This window comes from Companilactobacillus sp., from assembly GCF_022484265.1.
Taxonomy (GTDB): domain Bacteria; phylum Bacillota; class Bacilli; order Lactobacillales; family Lactobacillaceae; genus Companilactobacillus.
The window spans coordinates 1,071,921-1,095,991 of record NZ_JAKVLR010000001.1 but is presented as its reverse complement, the minus strand read 5'-3'; the positions used below and the strand labels follow the sequence as shown (position 1 = coordinate 1,095,991).

At 38.3% G+C, this 24,071-nt stretch carries 21 protein-coding genes, 1 tRNA gene and 1 pseudogene; 20 read left to right on the top strand and 3 right to left on the bottom strand.

From position 1 onward, the window contains the following. Positions 1–85 precede the first annotated feature (85 nt). The 9 genes from LKF16_RS05430 (at position 86) to LKF16_RS05390 (ending at position 8,278) form a co-directional block, all read left to right on the top strand. Entirely contained in the window at positions 86–1,159 is a 1,074-nt protein-coding gene (locus LKF16_RS05430) for a glycosyltransferase (protein WP_291469372.1), read from the top strand. A 45-nt stretch (positions 1,160–1,204) separates the two neighbouring features. Further along, positions 1,205–2,677, top strand: a complete 1,473-nt coding sequence (locus LKF16_RS05425) for a nicotinate phosphoribosyltransferase (protein WP_291469370.1) — start codon at positions 1,205–1,207, stop codon at positions 2,675–2,677. A 2-nt stretch (positions 2,678–2,679) separates the two neighbouring features. Beyond that, positions 2,680–3,498, top strand: coding sequence for an ammonia-dependent NAD(+) synthetase (nadE, locus tag LKF16_RS05420; protein WP_291469368.1), 819 nt, complete (start codon positions 2,680–2,682; stop codon positions 3,496–3,498). 104 nt (positions 3,499–3,602) lie between these two features. Next, positions 3,603–4,793 (top strand): aminotransferase class I/II-fold pyridoxal phosphate-dependent enzyme, encoded by a 1,191-nt coding sequence (locus LKF16_RS05415; protein WP_291469366.1) that lies wholly within the window; start codon positions 3,603–3,605, stop codon positions 4,791–4,793. Positions 4,794–4,813: 20 nt separating this feature from the next. Beyond that, positions 4,814–6,277 carry a hypothetical protein gene (locus LKF16_RS05410; protein ID WP_291469364.1) on the top strand — a complete coding sequence of 488 codons (1,464 nt, stop codon included), beginning with the start codon at positions 4,814–4,816 and terminating at the stop codon, positions 6,275–6,277. Beyond that, complete coding sequence (locus LKF16_RS05405; protein ID WP_291469362.1) at positions 6,261–7,250, top strand: glycosyltransferase family 2 protein; 990 nt, start codon at positions 6,261–6,263, stop codon at positions 7,248–7,250. Before LKF16_RS05410 ends, LKF16_RS05405 begins: the two co-directional genes overlap by 17 nt. Then, complete coding sequence (locus tag LKF16_RS05400; RefSeq protein ID WP_291469361.1) at positions 7,250–7,684, top strand: hypothetical protein; 435 nt, start codon at positions 7,250–7,252, stop codon at positions 7,682–7,684. Before LKF16_RS05405 ends, LKF16_RS05400 begins: the two co-directional genes overlap by 1 nt. Before the next feature lies 1 nt (position 7,685). Beyond that, complete coding sequence (locus tag LKF16_RS05395) at positions 7,686–8,153, top strand: SprT family protein (protein ID WP_291469359.1); 468 nt, start codon at positions 7,686–7,688, stop codon at positions 8,151–8,153. 39 nt (positions 8,154–8,192) lie between these two features. Beyond that, a tRNA-Leu gene (locus LKF16_RS05390) sits at positions 8,193–8,278 on the top strand. 144 nt (positions 8,279–8,422) lie between these two features. On the opposite strand, the pseudogene LKF16_RS13075 reads toward LKF16_RS05390, so the two are convergent. Beyond that, positions 8,423–8,665 (bottom strand): annotated as a pseudogene (locus LKF16_RS13075) (transposase). Between the two features lie 145 nt (positions 8,666–8,810). Here LKF16_RS13075 and LKF16_RS05385 point away from each other — a divergent pair. Together LKF16_RS05385 and LKF16_RS05380 are read left to right on the top strand one after the other, a co-directional pair. After that, positions 8,811–9,986 carry an RNA-guided endonuclease TnpB family protein gene (locus tag LKF16_RS05385; protein ID WP_291469358.1) on the top strand — a complete coding sequence of 392 codons (1,176 nt, stop codon included), beginning with the start codon at positions 8,811–8,813 and terminating at the stop codon, positions 9,984–9,986. Positions 9,987–10,086: 100 nt separating this feature from the next. After that, entirely contained in the window at positions 10,087–11,460 is a 1,374-nt protein-coding gene (locus LKF16_RS05380; protein WP_363305304.1) for a DUF3329 domain-containing protein, read from the top strand. A gap of 17 nt (positions 11,461–11,477) precedes the next feature. Here the strand turns inward: LKF16_RS05380 and LKF16_RS05375 are convergent, their stop codons facing one another. Then, positions 11,478–11,675, bottom strand: coding sequence for a hypothetical protein (locus LKF16_RS05375; protein ID WP_291469356.1), 198 nt, complete (start codon positions 11,673–11,675; stop codon positions 11,478–11,480). 263 nt (positions 11,676–11,938) lie between these two features. Here LKF16_RS05375 and LKF16_RS05370 point away from each other — a divergent pair, with 263 nt between their 5' ends. The 3 genes from LKF16_RS05370 (at position 11,939) to rbsK (ending at position 15,064) form a co-directional block, all read left to right on the top strand. Next, positions 11,939–13,621: an aryl-sulfate sulfotransferase gene (locus LKF16_RS05370; RefSeq protein WP_291469354.1), complete on the top strand. Its 1,683-nt coding sequence runs from the start codon at positions 11,939–11,941 to the stop codon at positions 13,619–13,621. A gap of 99 nt (positions 13,622–13,720) precedes the next feature. Continuing rightward, positions 13,721–14,116 carry a D-ribose pyranase gene (gene rbsD, locus LKF16_RS05365; protein WP_291469352.1) on the top strand — a complete coding sequence of 132 codons (396 nt, stop codon included), beginning with the start codon at positions 13,721–13,723 and terminating at the stop codon, positions 14,114–14,116. Between the two features lie 30 nt (positions 14,117–14,146). Continuing rightward, positions 14,147–15,064 carry a ribokinase gene (gene rbsK, locus LKF16_RS05360; protein WP_291469350.1) on the top strand — a complete coding sequence of 306 codons (918 nt, stop codon included), beginning with the start codon at positions 14,147–14,149 and terminating at the stop codon, positions 15,062–15,064. A gap of 43 nt (positions 15,065–15,107) precedes the next feature. Here the strand turns inward: rbsK and LKF16_RS05355 are convergent, their stop codons facing one another. Then, the gene (locus tag LKF16_RS05355; protein WP_291469348.1) at positions 15,108–16,496 is read right to left on the bottom strand and encodes a DUF6056 family protein; all 1,389 of its coding nucleotides are present in this window, start codon (positions 16,494–16,496) and stop codon (positions 15,108–15,110) included. A gap of 364 nt (positions 16,497–16,860) precedes the next feature. Here LKF16_RS05355 and LKF16_RS05350 point away from each other — a divergent pair, with 364 nt between their 5' ends. The 6 genes from LKF16_RS05350 (at position 16,861) to pcrA (ending at position 24,071) form a co-directional block, all read left to right on the top strand. Next, on the top strand, positions 16,861–17,061 hold the full coding sequence (locus tag LKF16_RS05350; protein ID WP_125708523.1) for a cold-shock protein: 201 nt from the start codon (positions 16,861–16,863) through the stop codon (positions 17,059–17,061). A 240-nt stretch (positions 17,062–17,301) separates the two neighbouring features. After that, positions 17,302–17,943 (top strand): glycoside hydrolase family 73 protein, encoded by a 642-nt coding sequence (locus LKF16_RS05345; protein ID WP_291469344.1) that lies wholly within the window; start codon positions 17,302–17,304, stop codon positions 17,941–17,943. A 52-nt stretch (positions 17,944–17,995) separates the two neighbouring features. Next, positions 17,996–18,577 carry a xanthine phosphoribosyltransferase gene (locus tag LKF16_RS05340; protein WP_291469343.1) on the top strand — a complete coding sequence of 194 codons (582 nt, stop codon included), beginning with the start codon at positions 17,996–17,998 and terminating at the stop codon, positions 18,575–18,577. A 19-nt stretch (positions 18,578–18,596) separates the two neighbouring features. After that, a complete protein-coding gene (locus LKF16_RS05335) occupies positions 18,597–19,727 on the top strand; it encodes an ATP-grasp domain-containing protein (RefSeq protein ID WP_291469341.1) in 1,131 nt (376 codons plus the stop codon). A gap of 3 nt (positions 19,728–19,730) precedes the next feature. Next, positions 19,731–21,026, top strand: a complete 1,296-nt coding sequence (purB, locus tag LKF16_RS05330; RefSeq protein ID WP_291469339.1) for an adenylosuccinate lyase — start codon at positions 19,731–19,733, stop codon at positions 21,024–21,026. A 792-nt stretch (positions 21,027–21,818) separates the two neighbouring features. Further along, complete coding sequence (pcrA, locus tag LKF16_RS05325; protein ID WP_291469338.1) at positions 21,819–24,071, top strand: DNA helicase PcrA; 2,253 nt, start codon at positions 21,819–21,821, stop codon at positions 24,069–24,071.

Below are 24,071 nucleotides of genomic sequence, written 5' to 3'. Positions count from 1 at the left end.
TTGAATTATGAATCGCTGTTGGGCGACATTCACACTGCGACAATGGTAATATAAAAAATGAGAATGAAACTTTGAGAGGTGCTACATGCGGGTCTTACACATTAATGCTGGAAACGAAGATGGAGGCGCTAGAACCTACATTATCAACCTGATGAAAGGGCAAGAAACTACCGATACTGATGCCACTTTGATGACTTTTGAAGATGGCCCAGTGGCTAGAATGGCTCGAGACAATGGTCTAAATGTGGTGGTAATGCCACAGAAGAGACAGATCGACTTGTCAATTCTGACGCCATTGGTTTCATATATTAACAGTCATCAGATCGACATCGTTCACACTCATGGACCAAGAGCTAATTTTATTTTGTCCTTGATCAAGAATCGGATCAAATCGACTTGGGTAACCACTGTTCACTCTGATCCAAGAATCGACTTTTCTGGATTAAAAGGGAAAGTCTTCTTGAAGTTGAACATACGTGCTCTTAAACAGGCTGATTATATTTTTTACATGAATCCTAACTTGGTCAGCTATTTTGATTCATTGCAAATTCCTTCATCCAAAACTAATGAAGTGTTTAATGCAATCGATTTTAAGCAATCAATGCCAGATCCACGTCCACAAAAGCGATTTAGCATCTTGATGGTTGCTAGATTAGTTGCTGTCAAAAATCACTCAATGGCTTTGCACGCGTTAGCTAAGCTTGATTTTGATTTCAAAATGGTTTTTGTAGGCGACGGTCCATTGATGGTCGAATTGAAAAATGAAGCCAATAAGTTAGGACTTCGCGATAAGGTAGATTTTGTTGGTTTCCACGAAAACACCGGTGATTATTATGACGAATGCGATGTCTCAATGTTGACGTCAAATTCTGAAAGTTTGCCAACGGTTTATTTGGAATCAGCTCTTCATGGTCGTCCAGTTATTGCCACAAATGTTGGTGCAACTGATAAAGTGATTGGGGAAAAGACTGGCTGGCTCGTTCAACCGGGCAACGTATCTCAACTAGTTCAGGCACTTCAAGCAGCACATGCTGAATGGGAAAATGATGACTTAGATTCCAAGGGGATGGAACTATATCAAGAGGCTAAAAACAACTATTCGATTGAGAAACTCGCAGAAGCTGTAAATGCGGGCTATAAGGCTGTTTTAAAGGCTTAGTCATGGTAAAATGGTAATATTATTACCAAAAATAAGGGAGAAATGATGACTCAAAATTTGGATCGTGATCTTACTTTACATACGGATTATTATGAATTGAATATGATGTATACATACTGGAGAAAGGGAATCCACAATCGTCGTTCAGTTTTTGAATGTTACTTCAGAAACTTGCCATTCGACAACGGCTATGCAATCTTTGCTGGTCTTGAACACGTCGTGGATTATTTAAAGACTCTTTCTTTCTCTGATGACGATATTGATTATTTAAGAGAGTATGGGGAATTTGATGAAGATTTCTTGCGCTGGCTTAAAGATCTCACATTTAGCTGTACAATTCGTTCAGCTAAAGAAGGGGATCTAGTGTTTAATGGCGAACCAATTTTTCAAGTTGAAGGACCCTTGGCACAAGCAACTCTTATTGAAACTGCTATCTTAAATATCATCAATTTTCAAACTTTGATTGCCACTAAAGCTGCTCGTATTAAGACAGTTTGTGGTGACAATCCAGTCCTCGAATTCGGTTCACGCCGTGCTCAAGAAGTCGACGCTGCTATTTGGGGTAGTCGTGCTTCATACATCGGTGGCTTTGATGCTACTAGTAACGTTTTGGCTGGTAAAATGTTTGGTATTCCAATTTCTGGAACGCATGCTCATGCATTGGTCCAAGCTTATCAAAATGAATACGAAGCCTTTAAGGCATACGCCGAAACGCACAAGAACTGCGTGTTCTTAGTTGATACATATGACACCCTCAAGAGTGGTGTGCCTAGTGCTATTCGTGTTGCCAAAGAAATGGGCGACAAGATCAACTTCCAAGGTGTACGAATCGATTCCGGCGATATGGCTTATATCTCAAAACGTGTTCGTGAACAATTGGATGAAGCTGGATTCAAGGATGCTAAAATTTATGCATCTAACGACTTAGATGAAAAGACTGTCCTAAACTTGAAGATGCAAGATGCTAAGATCGATGTTTGGGGTATTGGTACTAAAAATATCACAGCCTTTGATCAACCTGCACTGGGTGCAGTTTACAAATTGGTCAGCATCGAAGACGAAAAGGGCAACATGCTAGATACTTTGAAACTATCAAGCAACGCTGCCAAGATTTCGACTCCTGGCAAAAAACAAGTTTGGAGAATTACTAACAAGGATAAGAACGACAAATCAGAAGGTGACTATGTTTCGCTTTTTGACGAAGATCCTCGTGAACATAATTCTCTATACATGTTCCATCCACAATACACTTACATCAATAAGACAGTTGAAAACTTCGATGCTAAGCCATTGTTAGTCGATGTTTATAAAGATGGCAAGTTAGTTTATGACTTTCCATCTGTCCAAGAGATCCGTGAATATTGTGCGGACAACTTGGATTCATTGTGGGATGAGTACAAACGTTTATTGAACCCACAAATTTATCCTGTCGATCTATCTTCAAAACTATACAGCCACCGTATGAAATACATTGAAAAAGTACGGAATGACGTTAACAATATTAAAGTTGGTGATTAATAATGCGTCCGTTACAAAAGGAAATTATTGAATTTGAAAAAACTAAACCGGAGATCGATGCCAAAGCAGAAATCAGACGTTCAGTTGATTTTTTGAAGGATTACTTGTTGAAAAATAAGGGATTAAAGACTTTGGTCTTAGGTATTTCTGGTGGGCAAGATTCTACTCTTGCTGGTAAGTTGTCAGAAATGGCAATGACTGAATTACGTCAAGAAACTAATGACCAAGACTACCAATTCGTTGCTGTTCGTTTACCTTACGGCGAACAAGCTGATGAATCCGATTGTATGCAAGCAATCGAATGGATGAAGGCTGACCAAGTTGTTCGCGTCAATATCAAAAAAAGCGTTGACGAAATGGTCAATGCAATTGAAGCAAATGGCTTAGAAATTTCTGATTTCAACAAAGGTAACATCAAAGCTAGAACTAGAATGATCGCCCAATATGCGGTTGCTGGCGAGAATGCTGGCGTTGTAGTCGGAACAGACCACGCTGCTGAAAACATCACTGGTTTCTACACTAAATTCGGTGATGGTGCAGCTGATGTTACGCCACTGTTTAGATTGGATAAGCGCCAAGGAAAGCAAATGCTGAAATACTTGGATGCTCCAACTAATCTTTATGAGAAGACTCCAACAGCCGACTTAGAGGAAGATCGTCCAAGCTTGCCTGATGAAAAAGCTTTAGGTGTATCATACAAATATATCGATGATTATTTGGAAGGACGAGACGTTCCTGACGATGCCGCTGAAGTGATCGAGGGCTGGTACAAACGGACAGCTCACAAGCGTCGTTCTCCATATACAGTATTTGATGATTAATTATTAAAAATTTTATTCAATTTAGAACATTCGGTTTTTCGAATGTTCTTTTTTTATCTATTTACAGCCGTGATAAAATATCTCTTAAGAAAGAGGTGTATAGCATGAGAAACCCTGTAGATTTAATGAACCCTGAAGTTGTTGCAATTAAGCAACAAGAAATTTTTAAATTTAATGCACTTGCCAAGTCCAATAAAAATGTTGTCAATATGACAGTTGGAGAACCTAATTTTTCCACGCCATCGCACATTAAATTGGCTGCCATCCAAGCGATCATCAATGATGATACTAGATATACCGTTCCTGAAGGAGATCATGCATTATTACAGGCTGCTGCGGGCTATATGAATAAGAAGTATGGTTTAAATTATGACCCAGACACTGAAATGTTAGTAACGCTAGGAGTTACTGAAGGTGTTTTTTCAACCTTGAATGCATTGCTTTCTGAAGGTGACGAAGTATTGATACCCGCACCTTGTTACACGATTTACGGACCAGATACGGATTTTGACCACGCTACGCCAATTTATTTGGATACGTCGAAGTCAGAATTTCGGGTTTTACCTGAACAGTTGGATCAAGTTTTACAAGCACATCCGAGAATCAAAGCGTTTTTATTCAATTATCCAAATAATCCAACTGGAGTTACTTATAATAAAGTACAATTAGAACAGTTGGCTGAAGTTTTGAGCCGCTATGACGTTTTCGTTATCAGCGATGAAATTTACAGTGAACTAACTTATAATTCAAAACATTATTCATTTGCTAAATTATTGCCAAAACAGACGATTTTGCTAAATGGAGTTTCTAAATCCCATGCGATGACTGGTTGGAGAATCGGTATCGCCTGTGGTCCAAAGGAAATTATTGAACAGATAAATAAAATTCACGAATTAGCTACCACAGCTGTTTCGACAATTTCTCAAGCCGCCGCTACTGAAGCATACAAAAACGGTTTTGATGACCCAATCAGAATGCGCGATGAATACAAAAAGCGGCGTGATGTCTTATTGTCAGGCTTAGAAAAATTAGATTTCTACTGTCCGATTCCAGATGGCGCCTTCTATTTATTTGCTAAGATCCCAGATGGGATGAACCAAGACGACGTCTTTTTTGCAAAAGATCTCTTGAATCAAGAAGGTCTTGCAATCTTGCCTGGAAGTTTCTTTGGCGAAGGCGGAGCTGGTCATTTGAGATTAAGCTATGCTGCAAGTATGGAAAGTATCAATAGTGCTTTGGTAAAATTAGGGGATTACGTTAAGAATTATTCGCACGCGATAGAACATAATAAATAAGTTTGTATTGAGGGGAAACCATGATTGATAAGTTCCAAAAGGTGATCAGTTGGATAATCTTGATCTGTGTGGCGATTTACACATCGATTGTCTTTATCCAAATGTGGCAGAATTATTTTCAGAAATACTTAGTTACTGAACCTGTGAAAAATGTTTTGATGTTGCTGGTGGCATTAGTCGTGGCAATTGGCATTGGTTATCTATTGATTCGGTTGCGGACTGATAATACTAATTTGAATCGATTAGTTTTGATCACGATGCTGGCATTATTTGCCGTTATCGCAATTTTTTGGATCAACTTTGTGCCACCGGAACAAGTCAGCGACTTTCATAAATTTTGGTTCACAGCACCTGATGCACTCAAAGGAAAAGCTATCTATGCTTTTGACAATGATTACTTTTCCAAGTGGGCTTATCAAACTGGATTCTTGCTGTATGTGATGACGATAATCAAAATATTTGGCTATCACATTGCAGCTATTCAATACTTGAACGTGATCTATCAAGTTCTGATATTATTAGTAACTTATAAATTAGTTGTAAAAATTTTTGACAATATTAAAATCGCACGTCTTTCAGTACTTTTATTAATGATTGATCTTGACTGGTTTGCCTTAAATAGTCAGGCTGACAATCAATATTTGGGATCATTGATGTTTTTACTGACCTTTTATTTGATTCTTCAAGACAAATATTGGACCTATATTTTAGCAGGATTAACTTTGACGCTTGGTGCGATCATTCGGCCAATTGGTCCGGTGATCATCGCCGGTATCGTAGTCTTTGCAATCTTGTACATGTTGCTAAATAATAATAAATTCAACTGGGTCGCAATTGGAAAAATTGCAATTGTCTTAGGGATTTATTTAGTGCTGTTCTCTGGTGTTTCGATGTTAGTCAAATCATCTGGATTAAACGGATATGGCTTGAGTAATCGTGACTCCGAATGGAAATTTGTGATTGGCTTGGATTACAACAGCAAAGGCCAATATGATCAAGGATTAGTGAATACATTTGACCTGAATGCTGACCGCGCCAAGATGAGCAAACAGGAAAAACAAGTCATTTCAGATAATATTAAAAACATTAAGCAGGATCACCGTTGGCTAGACTTGTTCCAAGAGAAAAATGCCATTCTTTGGGCAAAAGAATCTAACGGGATCAGCTTTACTGGCTTGACTGTGAATCATTCACCCAAGACCGTCAAAAATATCAATTATGTCGGCTATTTAGGATCGATCATGATCGTAATTTTTTCATGGATCGGTTCGTTAAGATTGTTTAAGTTTAAATTTAATAAAGGGATATATCTGCTCTTATTACCACTTATGGCCTTTGTAATAGTACAATTATTAATTGAAGTACAAGGTAGATATCGGATCGAATTTATTCCTACGTTAGCAGTCTTAGGAAGTATCGGATTATTTACTATTTGCGATTGGATCAAATCAAAATGGAGTGGCACAAATGACAGAAGCGTTTAAATTAGGAATCGTAGTTCCTTGTTACAACGAAGAAGAAGTTCTTCCTGAAACCAACAAAGAGTTGACCCAGATCATTAGTAACCTCGTTAATGAAAATAAGATCACTAATGACAGCAAGATCGTCTTTGTCGACGACGGCAGCAGCGATAAAACCTGGTCAATGATCGATGAGTATTCTAAGACTAACGACTATGCCTCAGGCGTTAAGTTGAGTCGTAACTTTGGTCACCAAGGTGCCTTGTTGGCTGGAGTCACTAGTGCATCGAATAGTTGCGATGCGGTCGTTACGATTGATGCCGACTTGCAAGACGACGTTAATGCAATTCCCAAAATGGTCGACGAATTTCTCAATGGCAGCGAAGTAGTTTATGGCGTTAGAAATAACCGCCAAACCGATACTTCGTTCAAGCGCGACACTGCTGAAGGCTTTTATAAAGTCATGGGATGGCTAGGTGTCAAATTAGTCCCTGATTCAGCTGATTTTCGACTTATGAGCCAACGTGCCTGCAAGGTGCTTTTGAGTTACCGTGAAACAAATTTGTTTTTACGTGGAATCGTTCCAATGGTCGGTTTTAAATCTGCCAAAGTTTATTATGCTCGTAAGGAACGTTTTGCTGGAACGTCTAAGTATCCGTTGCGAAAAATGCTCAAATTAGCAATCAACGGAATTACTTCGTTTTCGATCGTGCCAATTAAGATGATCATGCAACTGGGATTTTTAATTGTCTTGATCAGTATCGGCTTACTCATTTATACGATTGTCCAAAAGATCCATGGCAATGTAGTTACTGGTTGGTCGTCAATGATGATTTCTATTTGGGCACTCGGCGGTGTACAATTGATTTGTATCAGTGTCATCGGTGAATACGTCGGAAAGATATTTAATGAAGTTAAACATCGTCCAAGATTTACGATTGAACGTGATATTTACACTGAAAAGACACTAAAAGAAGAAAATAACGAGGTAAAGTAATGACTCAAGCACAAAAGCGAGCAGTTCAATACTCACAATTGATCAGCAGAGTAGTTTCAACTATCCAAGAAACTCAAGACTTGTTGAATCCAGAATTTGAAGTTTTACGTAAGGCTTTAGACCGCGACCAAGTTGAAAAAGTTGATCCAGTTAGATATAAGAGATATAAACACGACTTTGAAAAGGGTACTGAAGATTATCAAAAGTTAGCTACACAACTTAAAAAGGGCAAAGCTCCAGCCAGAATGATGGGTACGCACTTGTCATTAGTTTCAACATTCAGTAAATACGTTGACGGTTGCCAAATGATGTCTGAAAGTATCAATGATGATCAAACAATTGATCGTCAAAAATTTGATGATGCTGAAAAAATTCAAGACGAGAATATGGATAAATTTTCTAAGTTAATGCAAAAATTAACTCAGATGGGCTAAAATGACAGATCAAGAATTAACAGAATTAATCAAAAAGGTTTCCCAAGAAAATTTTGGGAAGCCTTTTATTCATCAGGCTAACTTTAATTCGCGACTCCAGACTACTGGTGGACGATTTCATTTGCGGGATCGTCACATTGACATCAATCCTAAAATGTATCAGATCTACGGCAGAGACACATTGATCGGCATCATCAAACATGAACTATGTCACTATCATTTGTATAACGCTGGATTGCCATCGCAGCATCGTGACCGTGAATTTAAAGTCTTATTAAAGCAAGTTGGGGGATTACGCTATGCCCCAAGCGTTAAAAACGTTAAGCATCATAAAAGGGTCCATGTTTACGAATGTACCAAGTGTGGAACAATTTATCGACGGGTCAGAAAGCTAGATACTAAGCGGTATGTTTGCGGAAAATGTCGTGGAAAACTCAAATTTGTTAATGATATTGAATTATCTTCTTGATAAATCAAATATACTTGTGTAAAATATATCTTGTTTGTTGCGGGTATGGCGGAATTGGCAGACGCGCAAGACTAAGGATCTTGTGGAGAGTTTTCTCCGTGGAAGTTCGAATCTTCTTACCCGCATCAATAAAAGCAGACCTAAACTTAGGTCTGCTTTTTTAGTACGATTTTTGTTGTTAAATGTTTAAACAATGTGGTTAAATTTTATAAGGCGTTAATTAAGAAAACACAGTAATTTATTGCCGAGATGGATTAATGTCTTGGATGTCATGCATTATACACTTTTAAGTGGTTCTCGATGTACTGTTTCATAATTTCCTTAGAAACATTGCCTGAAATATGCGTAAAGCAACTCCAAGACCATAAGTGGCCACTCCAAAGCTCTTTCTTCGTTTCAGGGAATGAACCATTCTCTTAAGTATGCTCCTTTGAATGATTTCTAGCAGCGAGGTAAGGCGGAAAACTGATCAATAAGTGAACATGGTCTGGCATTGCCTCCATTTTCTGGATGGTAGCACTTTTTGGAGTTGACTATGTTCAAATTTTTCCCAAAATTAAATACCAAGAAATGCAAACGTTTGTTCGTATGAATGATAACAAAATGAATTTTATATGTTATGTTATATGTGTACTTTTATCCAAGGAGGCGGAATCCATGGTGCTAAAAGGTTTGAAACTACGTATATATCCTAATAAATATCAAATTGAGCAGATTGAATTTAACTTCGGAGCCAACAGATATATTTGGAACACTATGCTAGATATGATGAAAAAACGTCACGATAACAATCCTGATTGTAAATTTCTCAAGGCTTTCGACTTGAACAATCTTTTGAAACGCTTGAAGGAAGAAGAACCATGGTTGAGACGAGCCGAAAGCACTAGCCTACAAGCAACTGATCACGACCTCATTGAAGCATATAAGCGATTCTTTGAGAAGTCCCACGGGTTTCCTAGATTCAAAAGTAAGAAATATCCGAAGCAGTCATACCAATCTAAATGTATTAACAACAATATTACTCAAGTGGATAACAACCTGATCGAGTTGCCTAAGCTAGGAGTGATGAGATTCAAAGCTGGTAAAGAGATACCAGAAGTTATTAAGTCGGTTACAGTAAGACGTTCCTTCATTGGCAAATACTATGCAGTTTTACTAGTAGAAAGCGAGAGTCAATCGTTCGACAAAACAGGGAAAAAATTGGGAATTGACTTAGGAGTTGCAGACCTGATAATCGGGTCTAATGGCAAGAAATATCCAACGGTACGGTTTGATAAGCTTCTTGCACATAAGAAACATCAGTGGGAAAAAAAGCTGGCTAGAAGACGTATTGGAGCTTTGAAAGACATACAGAGCATCAGAAAAATCGGAATGTTCGAGCCAAAATCTTTGAATCAATATGCAAACTACATGAAAGCTAAGATAATGGTCGCCAAATATAATGAGAAGATCGCTAATCAACGAAACGACTACATACAAAAGATAACTACTCGACTTGTAATGGACAACGATGTAATCGTAATGGAAGATTTGAAAACCAAAAATCTTCTACATAATCACAAATTAGCAAGAGCAATAGCTAATCAATCATGGAGAGAGATACGCCGACAACTGGAATATAAGTGTCAATTGTATCAAAAAAAGCTGATAGTCATTGATCCTTACAAGACTAGTCAGCTCTGTTCTAATTGTGGATATGACGATGGCAAGCAAGCGTTAAAGATACGTGAATGGACTTGTCCAAAATGCCACAAAGATTTGGATAGAGATATAAATGCTAGTAAAAACATATTGAAAAAGGGCTTGGAACAAGCCTTAGTAAAAGAGCTCTGACCGCTACTGTTCAGTTGAAATACTGAATGGCAAGTCTGGAATGTTCCTAGAAGCACGGTAATTTATTGCCGTGTAGTTCACGTAATTCTGGGGTTTATAAATAATATTTTATGGGGATAAAATCATTAATAAAATAACTGATTTAAATAATAACCGAAATCAAAAAATTGCTACATCGATTTTTTTGATCTTCGTTTTTGCAATTATGATGGTCTTGAATCTGCGCACATTATATACAGCAGATGATTATGTCTATCGTTTCTTCTACGACGGGGCTTCGCCTTTGTTAGGCCAACACGTCGTTAATACTTGGACGATTCCGCATTCCATGTACAACCATTATTTACAATGGAATGGACGTTTCGTCGCTCACACAGTTGTACAATTTTTTATGCAATTCAATTCAAAATTAGTTTTCGATATTTTTAACAGTTTGGCATTTATTGCTTTAATGCTGTTGATCAGCAAAACTGTCAGTTTGATCACGCAAGTTAAAACAAAAACGTGGATGTTAGTCGGTATTTTCGGGTTTCTCTGGTTTGCCATTCCATCATTTGGACAAACCGTCTTGTGGGTCTCAGGATCCGGCAATTACTTGTGGATGAGTTTGATTTATCTAGGCTCGGTCTACTTGTGTCTTAAGGATGAAAAAGTTACTGTACTCAACTTGATCCTAGCTGCTATCGTCGGCTTTTTAGCTGGTGCCACGAATGAGAACTCTGGTCCAGCTACAATGGTCGTGATTTTCTTATTTGTCGTAGTTAAATTTTTCCAAGACAAGAAGATCAATTGGTATGCGATCGTTAATTTGATTTTTGCTTTCATCGGATTCGTGACGATGATGCTTTCGCCAGGTTCGCAATTGCGGGCAAAGCAAACGCCGCACAACTACACAATGGCAACGATAACTATCTGCCAACAAGTCGTTCACTTGTATAAGTGGTTCTATCTGTTCTTTATGATTTTGTTGATCATTGGACTTATTTGGAAAAAATTAGACTGGAATCGAATTTTTGCAATCGTGATCTTCTTGATCGGCCATGTCTTAACGATTTTTGTGATGATTGCATCGCCTGAATATCCTGAGAGAACTTTCTTTGGCGGGACAGTCTTTTTCGCAGTTGCCTTCTTCATTTTGGTTTACAGTGTCTGCGAGAACTTGAAACTGGCCTATAATGTGCCATTAGCCGTTGTGATCTTGCTGTTCTTCTCCTTTAGCTATCGTGGTGCATATTCTGATATCAACCGGACTTACTTACAAGTTCAAGGACAGTATCAGACCTTTGAAAAAGCTAAGTCAAATCACAAGCAGGTAGTAAAAGTTCCGTTAATTTCGGTTCCAACCACAACTTACAATGCCTATTTAGGAACATTGCAACTCGACTTTAAGCCTAATAGTTGGATGAATATGTGGGAAGCTAAATTCTTTGGTATTAAAGATATAACCGGCTATTATGTAGACCGGACTCATTAAAAAATTCCTTCATTGCGTTAATGCAGTGAAGGAATTTTTTTGGTTTGAATTGTGATTTGATATGGTGCGTTATTTGTTGGTGCTGAAAAGAGTGCACTGCTATTGGCAACGGTCAATCCGATAATACTGGCAATGATCACCGCTAAGACAAATCGTTGCGTAAAGGGATATTTATCTCGAAACTTTTTAAAGTCGTCCTTATTAAATTTTTTCATATGATCAACGTCCTCAAATATAATTCACAGGATTCAATTGAAATCCTTAATTTGAATTATAACGACTCGTTTCGACAAGTAAATTAATTTGATTGGCACAAAATAATATGCCATGACATATTGAAATAATATAGTCATGACATTATATTAAAGTTGAACTTAGAAATTATTATGAATACTTTAAATTACAAATTTTATTCATAATATCGACATATGTCTTCGATACGATATTTACTGGGGAAATGACGGATGGAGGAATTCATATGAGGAAATATTTACTTTTTGCGACGACTTTTTTTGCGGCATTCCTGCTGTTAGTGGGATGTTCTCAAAAAAAAGAGCAATCTACTAGCAGCACCAAACTTTTGACGACAGCCCAAATCAAGAAAAACGTCGGTTCAAAGTTAGTTACTACACGTCAAGACGATCAACGCAAGACTACGGAGAAATATCAAGAAATAGTCGAAGAGGGCGACTATTCGCTTGATGATCCTTATATCAAAGTTGATCCATATGGCGTTACTCCACTGAGTGCATTAGTGATTTTCACGACTGATAAACAAGCTAAAGTTTCGTATACAGTCAAGGGGAAATCTGACGGCACTAGTATTACTAACCAAGTTAATGGCGATTATTCAATGACGCATCAAGTGCCTGTAGTAGGCTTGTATGCCAATTATAATAACGAGGTAACCATTAACGTCAGTTACCAAGATGGAACTACGGCATCGAGCACAATCCACATCAAAACAGGATCGCTACCAAAATACATTAAAAACGCTAAGATCACCATCTCCAAAAAAGATAAATCAAAAATGAATCTTGGCGACAACCAATTAACTTTACTTGATCGAACGACTAAAGAACCATTTGCAGTCGATGCAGACGGCGAAGTACGCTGGTACATCACAGATTACTCGCAACATACATTTGAGGAATTATCTAACGGCCATGTTTTGATCTTGACGAAAAAGAACGTCAACGATCCAGTCTATAATGACTTAGTTGAGACTGATTATCTTGGTCGAGTTTATAAAGAATATAATTTCAGCAATAAAACTAAATCATCTGACAGTGCTAATTCAGCTAAGGCCACCGAAACTACATTGATCCATCACGATATAGTTGAATTGCCAAACCACGATCTATTAGCAACTGTCAGCGATGGTTCAGAGTATAAGGAAGATGTCATGGTCACGATATCCCATAAAACTGGGAAGATCGTCAAAGTAATCGACTTGAAAAAATTATTGCCTAATTCATTGTATAAGAACTTCAAAAAGGGTTCAGATGGAAAGAATGACTGGTTCCATCAAAACTCAGTCGAATACGACAAGAATGATAATTCGATCTTAATTTCTGGACGAGACCAAGATATGATCATGAAGATCGACTACAAAACTAACGAGATCAAATGGATCTACAGCGGCAAGCCTAAATCATCATGGCCTAAGAAGTATCGTTCTAAGATCTTGACGCCAACTAAAGGTACATCAATTACCGGTGGCCAACATGCTTTGACCTTATTGAATGATGAAAATGGCAACCCTGATAGCGAAGACGTATTGCTGTACGATAACAACGTCAACGTCACAAATGGCGACAAGAAAACTTCTGGCAAGTATTCGCAAGCGGTTCAGTACCACATTGACGCTAAGAAAATGACCATCGACCAAACTTGGGCCTACGGTAAAAAATTAGGTAAGTCTAACTTCACGTATATCATCGGTAATGCGCAACGTTTAGCTAATGGCAACACGTTAATTGATTTTGGATATAAGAATGACGGAAAAGAAAGCAACGTGATCGAAGTTACGCCAGAGGGCAAACAGGTCTTTAACCTGACTGTAGCTAATTCAGCATCTAAGGCCTACGCATATCGTGCCTATCGAATGAATTTTTACAGTGACAAATATGAATTTAATGTCATCGATGATAATGAATAATTTTTATATTGGACCGCACCAATTTTTGAATTGATATTTACTATTAATATTTTTGATGTTAAAATGTTTTTGCAAACGATTTCAAGAAGGATGGATATTATGAAAAAGACAAGAGTAATTAATTCTGATATTTCACGTGTGATCTCAACAATGGGACACTTTGACACAATTGGTATTGGCGATGCTGGTATGCCAGTTCCCGCAGGTACTGAAAAAATTGATTTAGCTGTTGAAGCAGGTATTCCTAGCTTCATGCAAGTTCTCGAAAATGTTTTGAGTGAATTACAAATTCAAAAAGTTTATTTGGCTGAAGAAATGAAAGTTCAAAATCCTGAACAACTAGCAGCTGTTAAAAAAGTCATTGGCGATACACCAATCGAATTCATTCCACATGACAAGATGAAAAAAGATCTCAGCGATACTAAGGCATTCATCCGTACAGGTGAAGAAACTCCTTATTCAAACATCTTGCTTGAAAGTGGCGTAGTATTTTAAAAACAATTAGCTAATTGGAAGGTATATTTTATGAACAAGATCGTCGTATTGGGATCAATCAACGTTGATACCATTTTAAATATTTCACATTTACCAAAGCCTGGCGAAACGATGCATATGCAAGATCGTTCCACTGCTGGTGGCGGTAAGGGTGCTAACCAAGCTCTAGCAGCAGTTCGTGCCGGAGCAGAAACATCATTCATTTCAAAAATTGGTAAAGATCATGCTGCCGATTTCATGATGGATACATTCAAAAAAGATGGTTTGAATTTGGACCATGTAACTTATTCAGAAACTGAGGGTACTGGTAAAGCTTATATTTTGCTTCAAGATGGCGGACAAAACAGTATCTTAGTATACGGTGGAGCTAACGCTGACGTTATGCCAGCTGATATTGATGCAGCTGAAGACATCATCAAAGATGCTGATTGCATCATTGCTCAATTTGAGGTTCCGATTCCAGCAATCGTTGAAGCCTTCAAGATTGCTAAGAAAAACAATGTCTTAACATTCTTGAACCCAGCCCCAGCACCATCACGTCGTGAGATTCCAGATGAATTGCTAAACTTGACAGACATCATTGCTCCTAATGAAACTGAAGCAGAGATCATCACTGGCGTTCACGTTGACGATGATGCATCAATGCAAAAGGCTGCTGATGCAATGCACGACATGGGCATTCAAACAGTCTTGATCACAGTTGGATCAAAGGGTTCATTCTACTCACTTGCATCAGGCAAGAGTGGTTTTGTTAAAGCATTTAAAGTTAATGCAATTGACACAACTGCTGCCGGAGACACCTTCGTTGGTGCCTTGATGGCTAAGCTTGACCATGACTTGAGCAACATTGAAGAAGCTATGACATATGCCAATAAGTCTTCATCTTTGACTGTTCAAACAATGGGTGCTCAAAATTCAATTCCTTATGCAAAACAAGTTGAAATTTAACATCAGATATTAAAAAACACACTTCATCAAGAAGTGTGTTTTTTTAACGCTTTTTTTGGATCTGAATAATTTTTTCATCAAAAGCTTTTAAGTAATCATGTTGATTTTTAAATGATTTGCCATGAAGAGAATTCATAGCACTAGTCCAGTCTTGGTAGGAAACTGGAATCTTCGTTCTTTCGGGATGCTTGGCATAGAGTAGATCAAAATTGTAATCGTCTTGAGTAGGCCCGTTGATCCAAATATATTTGGTATCTCGGTATTGCAGCATGAAATGAACGTTTCTAGGAGTCGGAGCATGGTTTTGATAGCGAGAATACTGAACTTTCCAATAGTACGTGTTGCCGTAGCTGTGAGAAATGGCATCCATTCTGATACCTAAAATTACCATCAAGACTAGCAATACTGGGAGTATTCGACGATACAATGGCGTTATCAGTCCATCCAAATTAATGATCAGGATCGTGATCAAAAAGACATAGCTTGCAAACATGCAGCGTGAACCAAAGGGTGAAACAATGATAAATGGGGCAATTGCCAGGATTGCCGAAAGCAAAAGCGAGATATTCATGATCTTTAATTTCTTATTATTGATCCGTAGCGTCAACAGAATCGTAAAGATTGTAAAAAATAGTGCCAGCCAATAAAATTCGTGAATTTGCGATTGGGAAAAAGTTTTATCTAAGTAGCGGAATAAGTTCGTGGAACCGGCAGATTTGATCGAGCGATACTTGTCATGACCAACGATTAAATTAACATAGGCGCCATTGATGAACATTAGGAAGGCTCCGGTCAGATTACCGATAAATATCATTTGCAGGATTTTTTGGAAGTTTTCGTTGAAATGTTTTAAGAAGAATCCGTAAACTACAATGATATTGATCACGTTCAAAATTGTAATATGTTCGGCAAAAAATTGTGCAAACAGCGATGCAGCTAGCAACCAATATTGAATTTTTTTAGAGTAATTTGAATCTTTTGAATCATAATTTTTAAGAATTAAATATAGAAAGAATAATGGAAAAATTACCGATGGGACATAATTAGCAAAACCTGAATGCCAGCCGAGAATTTGTTTAAAAATCAGTTTCGGCATGATCAAAATAAAGATCGTCGTCAAAGTGGCAGCAGTAAGATTCAGCTTTTTATTCGGAGCAACGGTATCACGGATCTTTTGGACTAAATAAACGATCAAGGTCATGAATAATCCGTAAGCTAGAAATGCTAGCGGGCGAAACTTGGTCATACCGATGACTAACAGGTCGCCGAGATATCTACCATCATATTTTAAGAAGATACCCCAAGGGATGTAATGTAACCCAAAGAAGCTGCCCCAATTTAAATCGTCTCCCAAAAGGGGCATCCAGTAACCGATCAATCCAAATATTATAAAAATCACTGTGTAAAAAAATAGGTTAACTTTTCTTGTCACGATGATCTCCCCAAAATAATATATTGTTTAAAAATATCGAAAAAAAGAAGTAGTTGATATTTTTGACAATCCAACAAATACACTCTAGCATATTAAGTGAGTTAAATATGACTGAAAGGGCATTCAATTTATTTTGAAAGCCTGTTCAATTGTTATCAAAATGTTTAGCTTTAATAATTAAATTTATATGATAAAACGCGATAAAAGTTTAATTTTATCCTGTTTTCTGATTGTAATAATTTTGTAAGAATGTTAATATAATAGTTGTATTTTTGAATGGGCAATGGGTCAAATGGTTTCAGGACTATTTCCATAAGTACCACGAGATAATGCACAAATATTAGTTATCAGGAGGAATAGTCTGATGGAACAAGGAACAGTTAAATGGTTTAACGCCGAAAAAGGCTATGGTTTTATTACACGCGAAGATGGTAGTGACGTATTCGTTCACTTCTCAGCAATCCAAGGTGACGGTTACAAGACTTTGGAAGAAGGTCAATCTGTTACATTCGATATCGAAGACAGCGACCGTGGACCACAAGCTTCAAACGTTGTTAAAAACTAATTAAAACAATAAGGGAAAGCCAACTCGTAAGAGTTGGCTTTTTTAATATCCAAAATTTCATCAGGTTAAGATGCGTTTCTAAAAATAAAGTTAAATAATATTCGCTTTCTTATTGGCGATGTATTATTCTCAAAATCGGAACCAACTAAATATTAAACTTTAACTACAAAAAATAGAAAACTCAAAATTTAGAAATGACTACGTTATAATAATCACTAAATAATCTAAGGAATTAATCAGTTGCCACAAAAAAAGAGAACAAAACCTCGTCGCAGACGGCGTAGAAAGAATTCAAATCAGAATATTTACATGATCGTTGCGGTGCTGGTAGTGCTAGTACTAGGTTTCTTTGGATATCGAACTTATCAGCAGCACCAACAACGAGATGATGCCTCAAATCTGGTTGCTAAAGAGCATAATGCTTTCATTAAGAAAGTAGCTCCTGAAGCAATCGAATTAGGTCATCAATATGGTGTGCTCCCAAGTATCACGATCGGACAAGCAATTCTTGAAAGTGACTGGGGCAATAGTACGTTAGCTAGCAAGTACAACAACTATTTTGGTATCAAGGGTGAAGACCCGAGCAATACAGTTGTTTTGCAAACTAGAGAATATACTGACGGTCAGTGGGTCACGATCAATGGGCGTTTTCGATCATACAGCGATTACCGTGAGTCGATGAAAGACCATGCGCTTTTGTTAGTGAACGGAACTACTTGGAATTCTGCACAATATCAGCAAGTTATCAGTTCAAAGGATTACATCGAAGCAGCAGTATCGCTTCAAACTGATGGCTATGCGACTGATCCAGGTTACACCACAAAAATCATCCATGTGATTCAAAAGTACGATTTAATGAAATATGACCAAGGAATCAAGTAATGACGCCACTTTTTATGATAAGATTTATATTAAAAATGATGGGAGATAAATCGTGAGGGAATTAGAAGAAAGAATCAATAAAGATGGTCGAGTAATTGGCAAAGATGTTTTGAAAGTAGATAGCTTTTTAAATCATCAGATCGACCCCGTTTTGATGGAAAAAATGGGCGAAGAATTTTATAACCATTTCAAAGATGCCGGAGTTACTAAAATTCTAACTGTTGAATCATCAGGTATCGCACCAGCAGTTATGACTGGATTGCAGTTCAAAGTTCCAGTTGTATTTGCCAGAAAGCACAAATCAGTAACGCTCAAAGATGACTTATATACATCTGAAGTTTATTCATTTACCAAGAAAACTTCTAATCACATCAGTATCTCCAAAAAATATTTATCAGCTGACGACAAGGTTTTGATCATTGATGATTTCTTGGCTAATGGTCAAGCAGTCAACGGATTAAGTACAATCATCGACGATGCAAAAGCAGATTTAGTTGGTATTGGTATCGTGATCGAGAAGTCATTCCAAAAGGGAAGACAATTGATCGACAAAGAGAAAATCCCAGTATACTCTTTGGCACGTATCAAAGCGTTTGAAGACGGTCACGTAGTCTTTCAACCAGAGCAAGACTAATTTTTAGGAAGGTGGAGTTATGACTTTTATTGCACCTGGTAAAACAATAGGAATTATCGGCGGTGGCAGTGAAACATATTTGTTTGAGTTAGAAGCTAAGAGAATGGGATTTCGAACGGTCCTTTTGACGGATCAACCTGACGATATCGCAACTCAAGCAGCTGACAGCTTTTTAGTTGGCGAGCTTCAAAGCCTCGAAAACTTAAACGAATTGGGTCACCGCAGCGATATCATGCTTTATATGGATGACGATTTTGATAGCCACCTTCTTGAAGATCTGAGCAAAAAGTACAATGTTGCCCAAGGGTCTGAACTTTTGGGAATCGCTCAAGACCGCTATATTGAACGAACATTTTTAAATGATTTAAATATTAATGTTCCGCCATTTTTTTCAATTGTCACAGTAAATGACATTCAAAAAGCCGTTAAAGAAATTGGTTTCCCATGTATGATCAAGCCAATTCAAAAAAATCAGGACCTACTGAAACGTCATATCATGTACAATGAAGAAGACGTCAAAAACGTCCAGGACCTGCTTAAAAATGGCACCTATATTCTGGAAGCTTGGATCGATACTAAGGCCGAATTTTCAATTATGGTCAGTAAAAGCAAGAACGGCAAGCTCCATACTTTTCCAATGATCCACGAAGTTTATGACGGGACCCACTTGATGAGTGCCTATATTGCTAAGAAGAACGATCCAGCAATCGAGGCCGAGATGCAACGTGTTGCTATACAAGTGGCTCAAAATATTGACTACGTTGGAATTTTTGGTATAGGATTTATTTTGTCTCAAACTGACGTTTTGTACGTCAAAAGTATTTTTCCAGGGATCGATTATGCAGCCAACGTTTATCAGGAGGCTACTGGTATCTCGCAATTTGAGCTCCATATTCGAGCTATTTGCGACTGGCCAATACCAGAGATTTATCCATTAGTTGATACTGCTATCCTCAAAATTGTTGAAGGAATACTGCCACAGAGTTTAGATCTATTGCAAGAAAAAGCACAATGGAAATTTAACTACTACACTGGTTTCAAAGCTAAGAATGAACCTGCACGAGATGTCGGCTATATTTCTTTGGTCGGAGATAGTGTCGAGAGTCTCAAGCAGGACATTCAATCAACTAAGATTTGGAGAGTAGAGTAAAGTATGATTGACAGATATGTGACCCCAAAAATGAAGCCCATTTGGACTGATCAAAATAAATTTCAAGCTTGGCTAGAAGTAGAAATTGCTTCTTGCGAGGCTTGGAGCAAGCTTGGTGAAATTCCTGCTGAAGACGTGAAAAAGATTGCTGAAAACGCAAAGTTTGACGTTGCAGAAATTGCTGAGATCGAAAAAGATACTAAGCACGATGTAGTTGCCTTTACGCGTGACGTTTCACGTTCACTAGGCGAAGAAAAGAAATGGGTTCACTTTGGTTTGACATCAACTGACGTTGTTGACACTGCTTATGGATATTTGATGAGGCAAGCTAACGACATTATTCGAGAAGATCTCGATACATTCCTCGAAGTAGTTAAGAACAAAGCAATTGAATATAAAGATACAGTTATGATCGGACGTACTCACGGAGTTCACGCTGAACCAACAACATTTGGTTTAGTATTGGCTAACTGGTACTCAGAGATCAAACGTGATATCGAACGCTTCGACCACGCTGCAAAGGGTGTTGAAGCTGGAAAAATTAGTGGTGCTGTAGGTAGTTTTGCTAACGTTCCACCAGAAGTAGAAGCATTTGTCTGCAACCAACTAGGCATCCGTGCCCAAGAAGTTTCAACACAAGTACTTCCACGTGACTTGCATGCTGAATACATTACAACCATGGCAATTATCGCTACTTCAATTGAACGTTTTGCACTTGAAGTACGTCATTTGCAAAGAACTGAAGTCCGTGAAGCCGAAGAATACTTCGCAGCCGGACAAAAAGGTTCATCAGCAATGCCACACAAACGTAACCCAATCGGTTCAGAAAACGTTACAGGTTTAGCACGTGTAATTCGTGGCCACGCCTTAACAGCAATGGAAGATATTCCACTATGGCATGAACGTGATATCTCACATTCATCAGCTGAAAGAATTATCATTCCAGATACAACTGAACTATTAGATTACATTTTAACTAGATTTACTAAGATCACTAAGGATCTAACAGTGTTCCCAGACAAGATGAAAGAAAACATGAACATTACACACGGTTTGATCTACTCGCAACGTGTATTGTTGAAGTTGGTTGAGTCTGGACTAAGTCGTGAAGCTGCTTACGATATCGTGCAACCTTTGACGGCTAAGGTATGGGATGAAGGAAAAGACTTCAGAACATTATTGGAACAAGATTCAAGAGTGACTGATAATTTAACAAAAGAACAACTCGATGATGCCTTTGATTATCATTGGCACTTGAAGCACGTGGATGATATTTTCAAGCGTGTGGGATTAGAGTAATTAATTAGGTCTTGAGCAGGGGATTCTTTGCTTGAGGCTTTTTTGTGTTTTGAGGTTTAAGAATGTTTTGTTGGTGGTATGCGGGCCGACTCCGGACGGAAATCGATTGCCTTTCGTCTGGAACGTAGGGGAGACACTTTGAGCTATTTTCACAGACCGAAAACATCTCAAAGCTGCCTCTTGTCCTAAGCTGGCGTCATCGCCAGCCAAGGACAACTTCCCTACTGAGCCGGGCATCGATTTCTGTCCTCCGTCTAAATATAGTTACGTCAAATTCTCTAAATATATTTGAAAAAGAGAATGCGATATTTGTTGCTCAAGAATGTAAATCAGTCGGCTCACTTCTGATTTGAGTGAACGTGTTTTCGATGCACGAAGTGCGAGTAGAAGTTTAACTCAAAACTTGAATCGATAGTCTATATTGCATATGTCTGCCTTCCAAAACGGTTTTAGATACACTTTTGAATCGATTTGGGTAATGGATACTAGCTGGAGGGAGGAAATATCGTTCGGCCTCAGTGGTGAAATTTCAGTTAGTCGGAAAAGGTCTTCCGACTTACTGAAAGACCGAGCTTGGAGATCGGCGACGAAGTCGGGGAGCTTCAAGTCGTGTCCACCACGATCCAGAGCCGATAAGATATCTCCTCCCGGAAGCGGCAGTGAACTATCCACAAAAATGAAAACGAAAACAACTGTTCGTGTTAGTATTAAAAGATGCGAATATTTGCTACAATATTAAGTGAATGTTTTTTCGTGAAAATGTTGATTTAATAAGGATTTGGAGAGTTATTAATGTCAGACGATAGTTTATTAAAAGGATTAAATCCAGAACAACAAGAGGCCGTTAAGGCGACCGAAGGTCCCTTGCTGATCATGGCTGGTGCCGGTAGTGGTAAGACTCGAGTTTTGACCCACCGTGTTGCTTACCTGATCAAAGAAAAGAATGTCATGCCATGGCACGTTCTAGCCATCACATTTACCAATAAGGCTGCCAAAGAAATGAAAGAACGTATCGGCAATCTTTTGGATGAAGAAGGCGACGATGTTTGGGTATCGACATTCCATTCTCTTTGCGTACGTATTTTACGTCGAGATATTGATAAGATCGGCTATTCTAAGTCATTTACGATCTCAGATCCCGCTGAACAACGTACTTTGATGAAGCAAATCTTGAAACGTATGAATCTTGATCCTAAGCAATACGATCCGCGTTCAATCTTAGCTGCAATCAGTAATGCTAAAAATGACTTGTTAGGACCGGCAGAATTTGCTAAAAATGCGAAATCGCCTTTTGAACAAACAGTTGCTACTTGTTACGACTTGTACGAAAAAGAAATGGAACGTAATCAAGCTTTGGACTTTGATGACTTGATCATGCAGACTAACGTTTTATTCGATAAGAATCCTGAAGTTTTGGAACAGTATCAAGACCGTTTCCAATATATTCACGTTGATGAGTACCAGGATACTAATGAAGCTCAATACAAGTTGGTTAAACACTTGGGTGCTAAGTATCGTAATGTCTGTGTTGTTGGTGATGCTGACCAGAGTATTTATGGCTGGCGTGGAGCTAACATGAAGAACATCATGGACTTTGAAGACGACTATCCTGAAGCTACTTCGATCAAGCTCGAACAAAATTATCGTTCTACGCAAACAATTTTGAATGCTGCTAACAAAGTTATTAGTCACAACGAAAATCGTAAGCCTAAGGAACTTTGGACTGACAACAAGCAAGGCGACAAGATCGACTTGTATCGTGCTCAAAATGAATCGGACGAAGCCTTGTTTGTAATCGAACAGATCAAGAATTTATTACTTAAAGGTTTCAATTACGGCGATTACGCAATTCTTTATCGGACTAACTCGCAATCTCGTGTATTCGAAGAGAAATTGATGCAGTCGAATATTCCTTATAAGATTGTTGGTGGTCACAAGTTCTATGACCGTAAGGAAATTAAAGATATCTTGGCCTATCTGCGTTTAGTAGCTAATCCAGAAGATTCTATGAGTTTCCAACGTGTCATCAATTCACCTAAGCGTGGTATTGGACCAGGAACAATTGACAAACTTCAAACTTTTGCTAACGAACATGATTGGTCATTGCTTGAAGCGTCTTTGAACATTGATCTATCGCCAATTGGTGGCAAGCAAAATAAAACTATTGGTGATTTTGCCACGATGATCACTAAGTTAGCTAAAGAAAGCGAGAACTCATCAATGAACGAATTGATGACTGACTTGCTGGATGATTCAGGTTATCTGGATGATCTTCATAAACAAAACAATTTGGAATCTGAAACTAGAATCGAAAATATTCAAGAATTGCAAACTGTTACGACACAGTTTGATCAGACTTACGTGCCAGACGACGAAATTGACGAAACACGGTTGGCTTCATTCTTAACTGATCTGTCACTAACTAGCGACCAAGATGAGCTAGAAGAAGACCAAAAAGAAGTCACTTTGATGACCTTGCATGCTGCCAAAGGTTTGGAATTTCCAGTCGTATTCTTAGTCGGGATGGAAGAAGGAATCTTCCCATCATCTCGTTCAATGATGAAAGAAGACGACATGGAAGAAGAACGCCGTCTAGCATACGTTGGTATCACACGTGCTGAGAAAAAACTTTTTATCACTAACGCTTACAGTCGGATGCTTTATGGCCGTGTCCAAAGCAATCAAATGTCTCGTTTCGTTGATGAAATCGGCGACGAGAACTTGAACTTGGTCAATGCTAATGCTGGTGCAATGGCATCGCCAAGATTGAAAGAAAAAGAATTGCCGTTTGCTAAACGCCGTCGCGAGTCAGCTCTACATTCGAGTTACAAAGTACCAACAGCCAACAAGGCTGCCGGTGCTCAAGGTGCTGAAAACGTCAGCTGGAACATTGGCGATAAGGTCAACCACAAGAAGTGGGGAGAAGGTACTGTTGTCAAAGTTACTGGCGATGGCAAAAATGCTGAACTTGATGTAGCTTTTGATAATGAAGGCATCAAACGATTATTGGCTGAATTTGCACCAATCACAAAAGTCACCAACTAA

Coding starts and splice junctions, on each gene's coding strand:
- LKF16_RS05430 (WP_291469372.1), top strand. CDS start 86: ATGCGGGTCTTACACATTAATGCTGGAAACGAAGATGGAGGCGCTAGA.
- LKF16_RS05425 (WP_291469370.1), top strand. CDS start 1,205: ATGACTCAAAATTTGGATCGTGATCTTACTTTACATACGGATTATTAT.
- nadE (WP_291469368.1), top strand. CDS start 2,680: ATGCGTCCGTTACAAAAGGAAATTATTGAATTTGAAAAAACTAAACCG.
- LKF16_RS05415 (WP_291469366.1), top strand. CDS start 3,603: ATGAGAAACCCTGTAGATTTAATGAACCCTGAAGTTGTTGCAATTAAG.
- LKF16_RS05410 (WP_291469364.1), top strand. CDS start 4,814: ATGATTGATAAGTTCCAAAAGGTGATCAGTTGGATAATCTTGATCTGT.
- LKF16_RS05405 (WP_291469362.1), top strand. CDS start 6,261: ATGACAGAAGCGTTTAAATTAGGAATCGTAGTTCCTTGTTACAACGAA.
- LKF16_RS05400 (WP_291469361.1), top strand. CDS start 7,250: ATGACTCAAGCACAAAAGCGAGCAGTTCAATACTCACAATTGATCAGC.
- LKF16_RS05395 (WP_291469359.1), top strand. CDS start 7,686: ATGACAGATCAAGAATTAACAGAATTAATCAAAAAGGTTTCCCAAGAA.
- LKF16_RS05385 (WP_291469358.1), top strand. CDS start 8,811: ATGGTGCTAAAAGGTTTGAAACTACGTATATATCCTAATAAATATCAA.
- LKF16_RS05375 (WP_291469356.1), bottom strand. CDS start 11,675: ATGAAAAAATTTAATAAGGACGACTTTAAAAAGTTTCGAGATAAATAT.
- LKF16_RS05370 (WP_291469354.1), top strand. CDS start 11,939: ATGAGGAAATATTTACTTTTTGCGACGACTTTTTTTGCGGCATTCCTG.
- rbsD (WP_291469352.1), top strand. CDS start 13,721: ATGAAAAAGACAAGAGTAATTAATTCTGATATTTCACGTGTGATCTCA.
- rbsK (WP_291469350.1), top strand. CDS start 14,147: ATGAACAAGATCGTCGTATTGGGATCAATCAACGTTGATACCATTTTA.
- LKF16_RS05350 (WP_125708523.1), top strand. CDS start 16,861: ATGGAACAAGGAACAGTTAAATGGTTTAACGCCGAAAAAGGCTATGGT.
- LKF16_RS05335 (WP_291469341.1), top strand. CDS start 18,597: ATGACTTTTATTGCACCTGGTAAAACAATAGGAATTATCGGCGGTGGC.
- purB (WP_291469339.1), top strand. CDS start 19,731: ATGATTGACAGATATGTGACCCCAAAAATGAAGCCCATTTGGACTGAT.
- pcrA (WP_291469338.1), top strand. CDS start 21,819: ATGTCAGACGATAGTTTATTAAAAGGATTAAATCCAGAACAACAAGAG.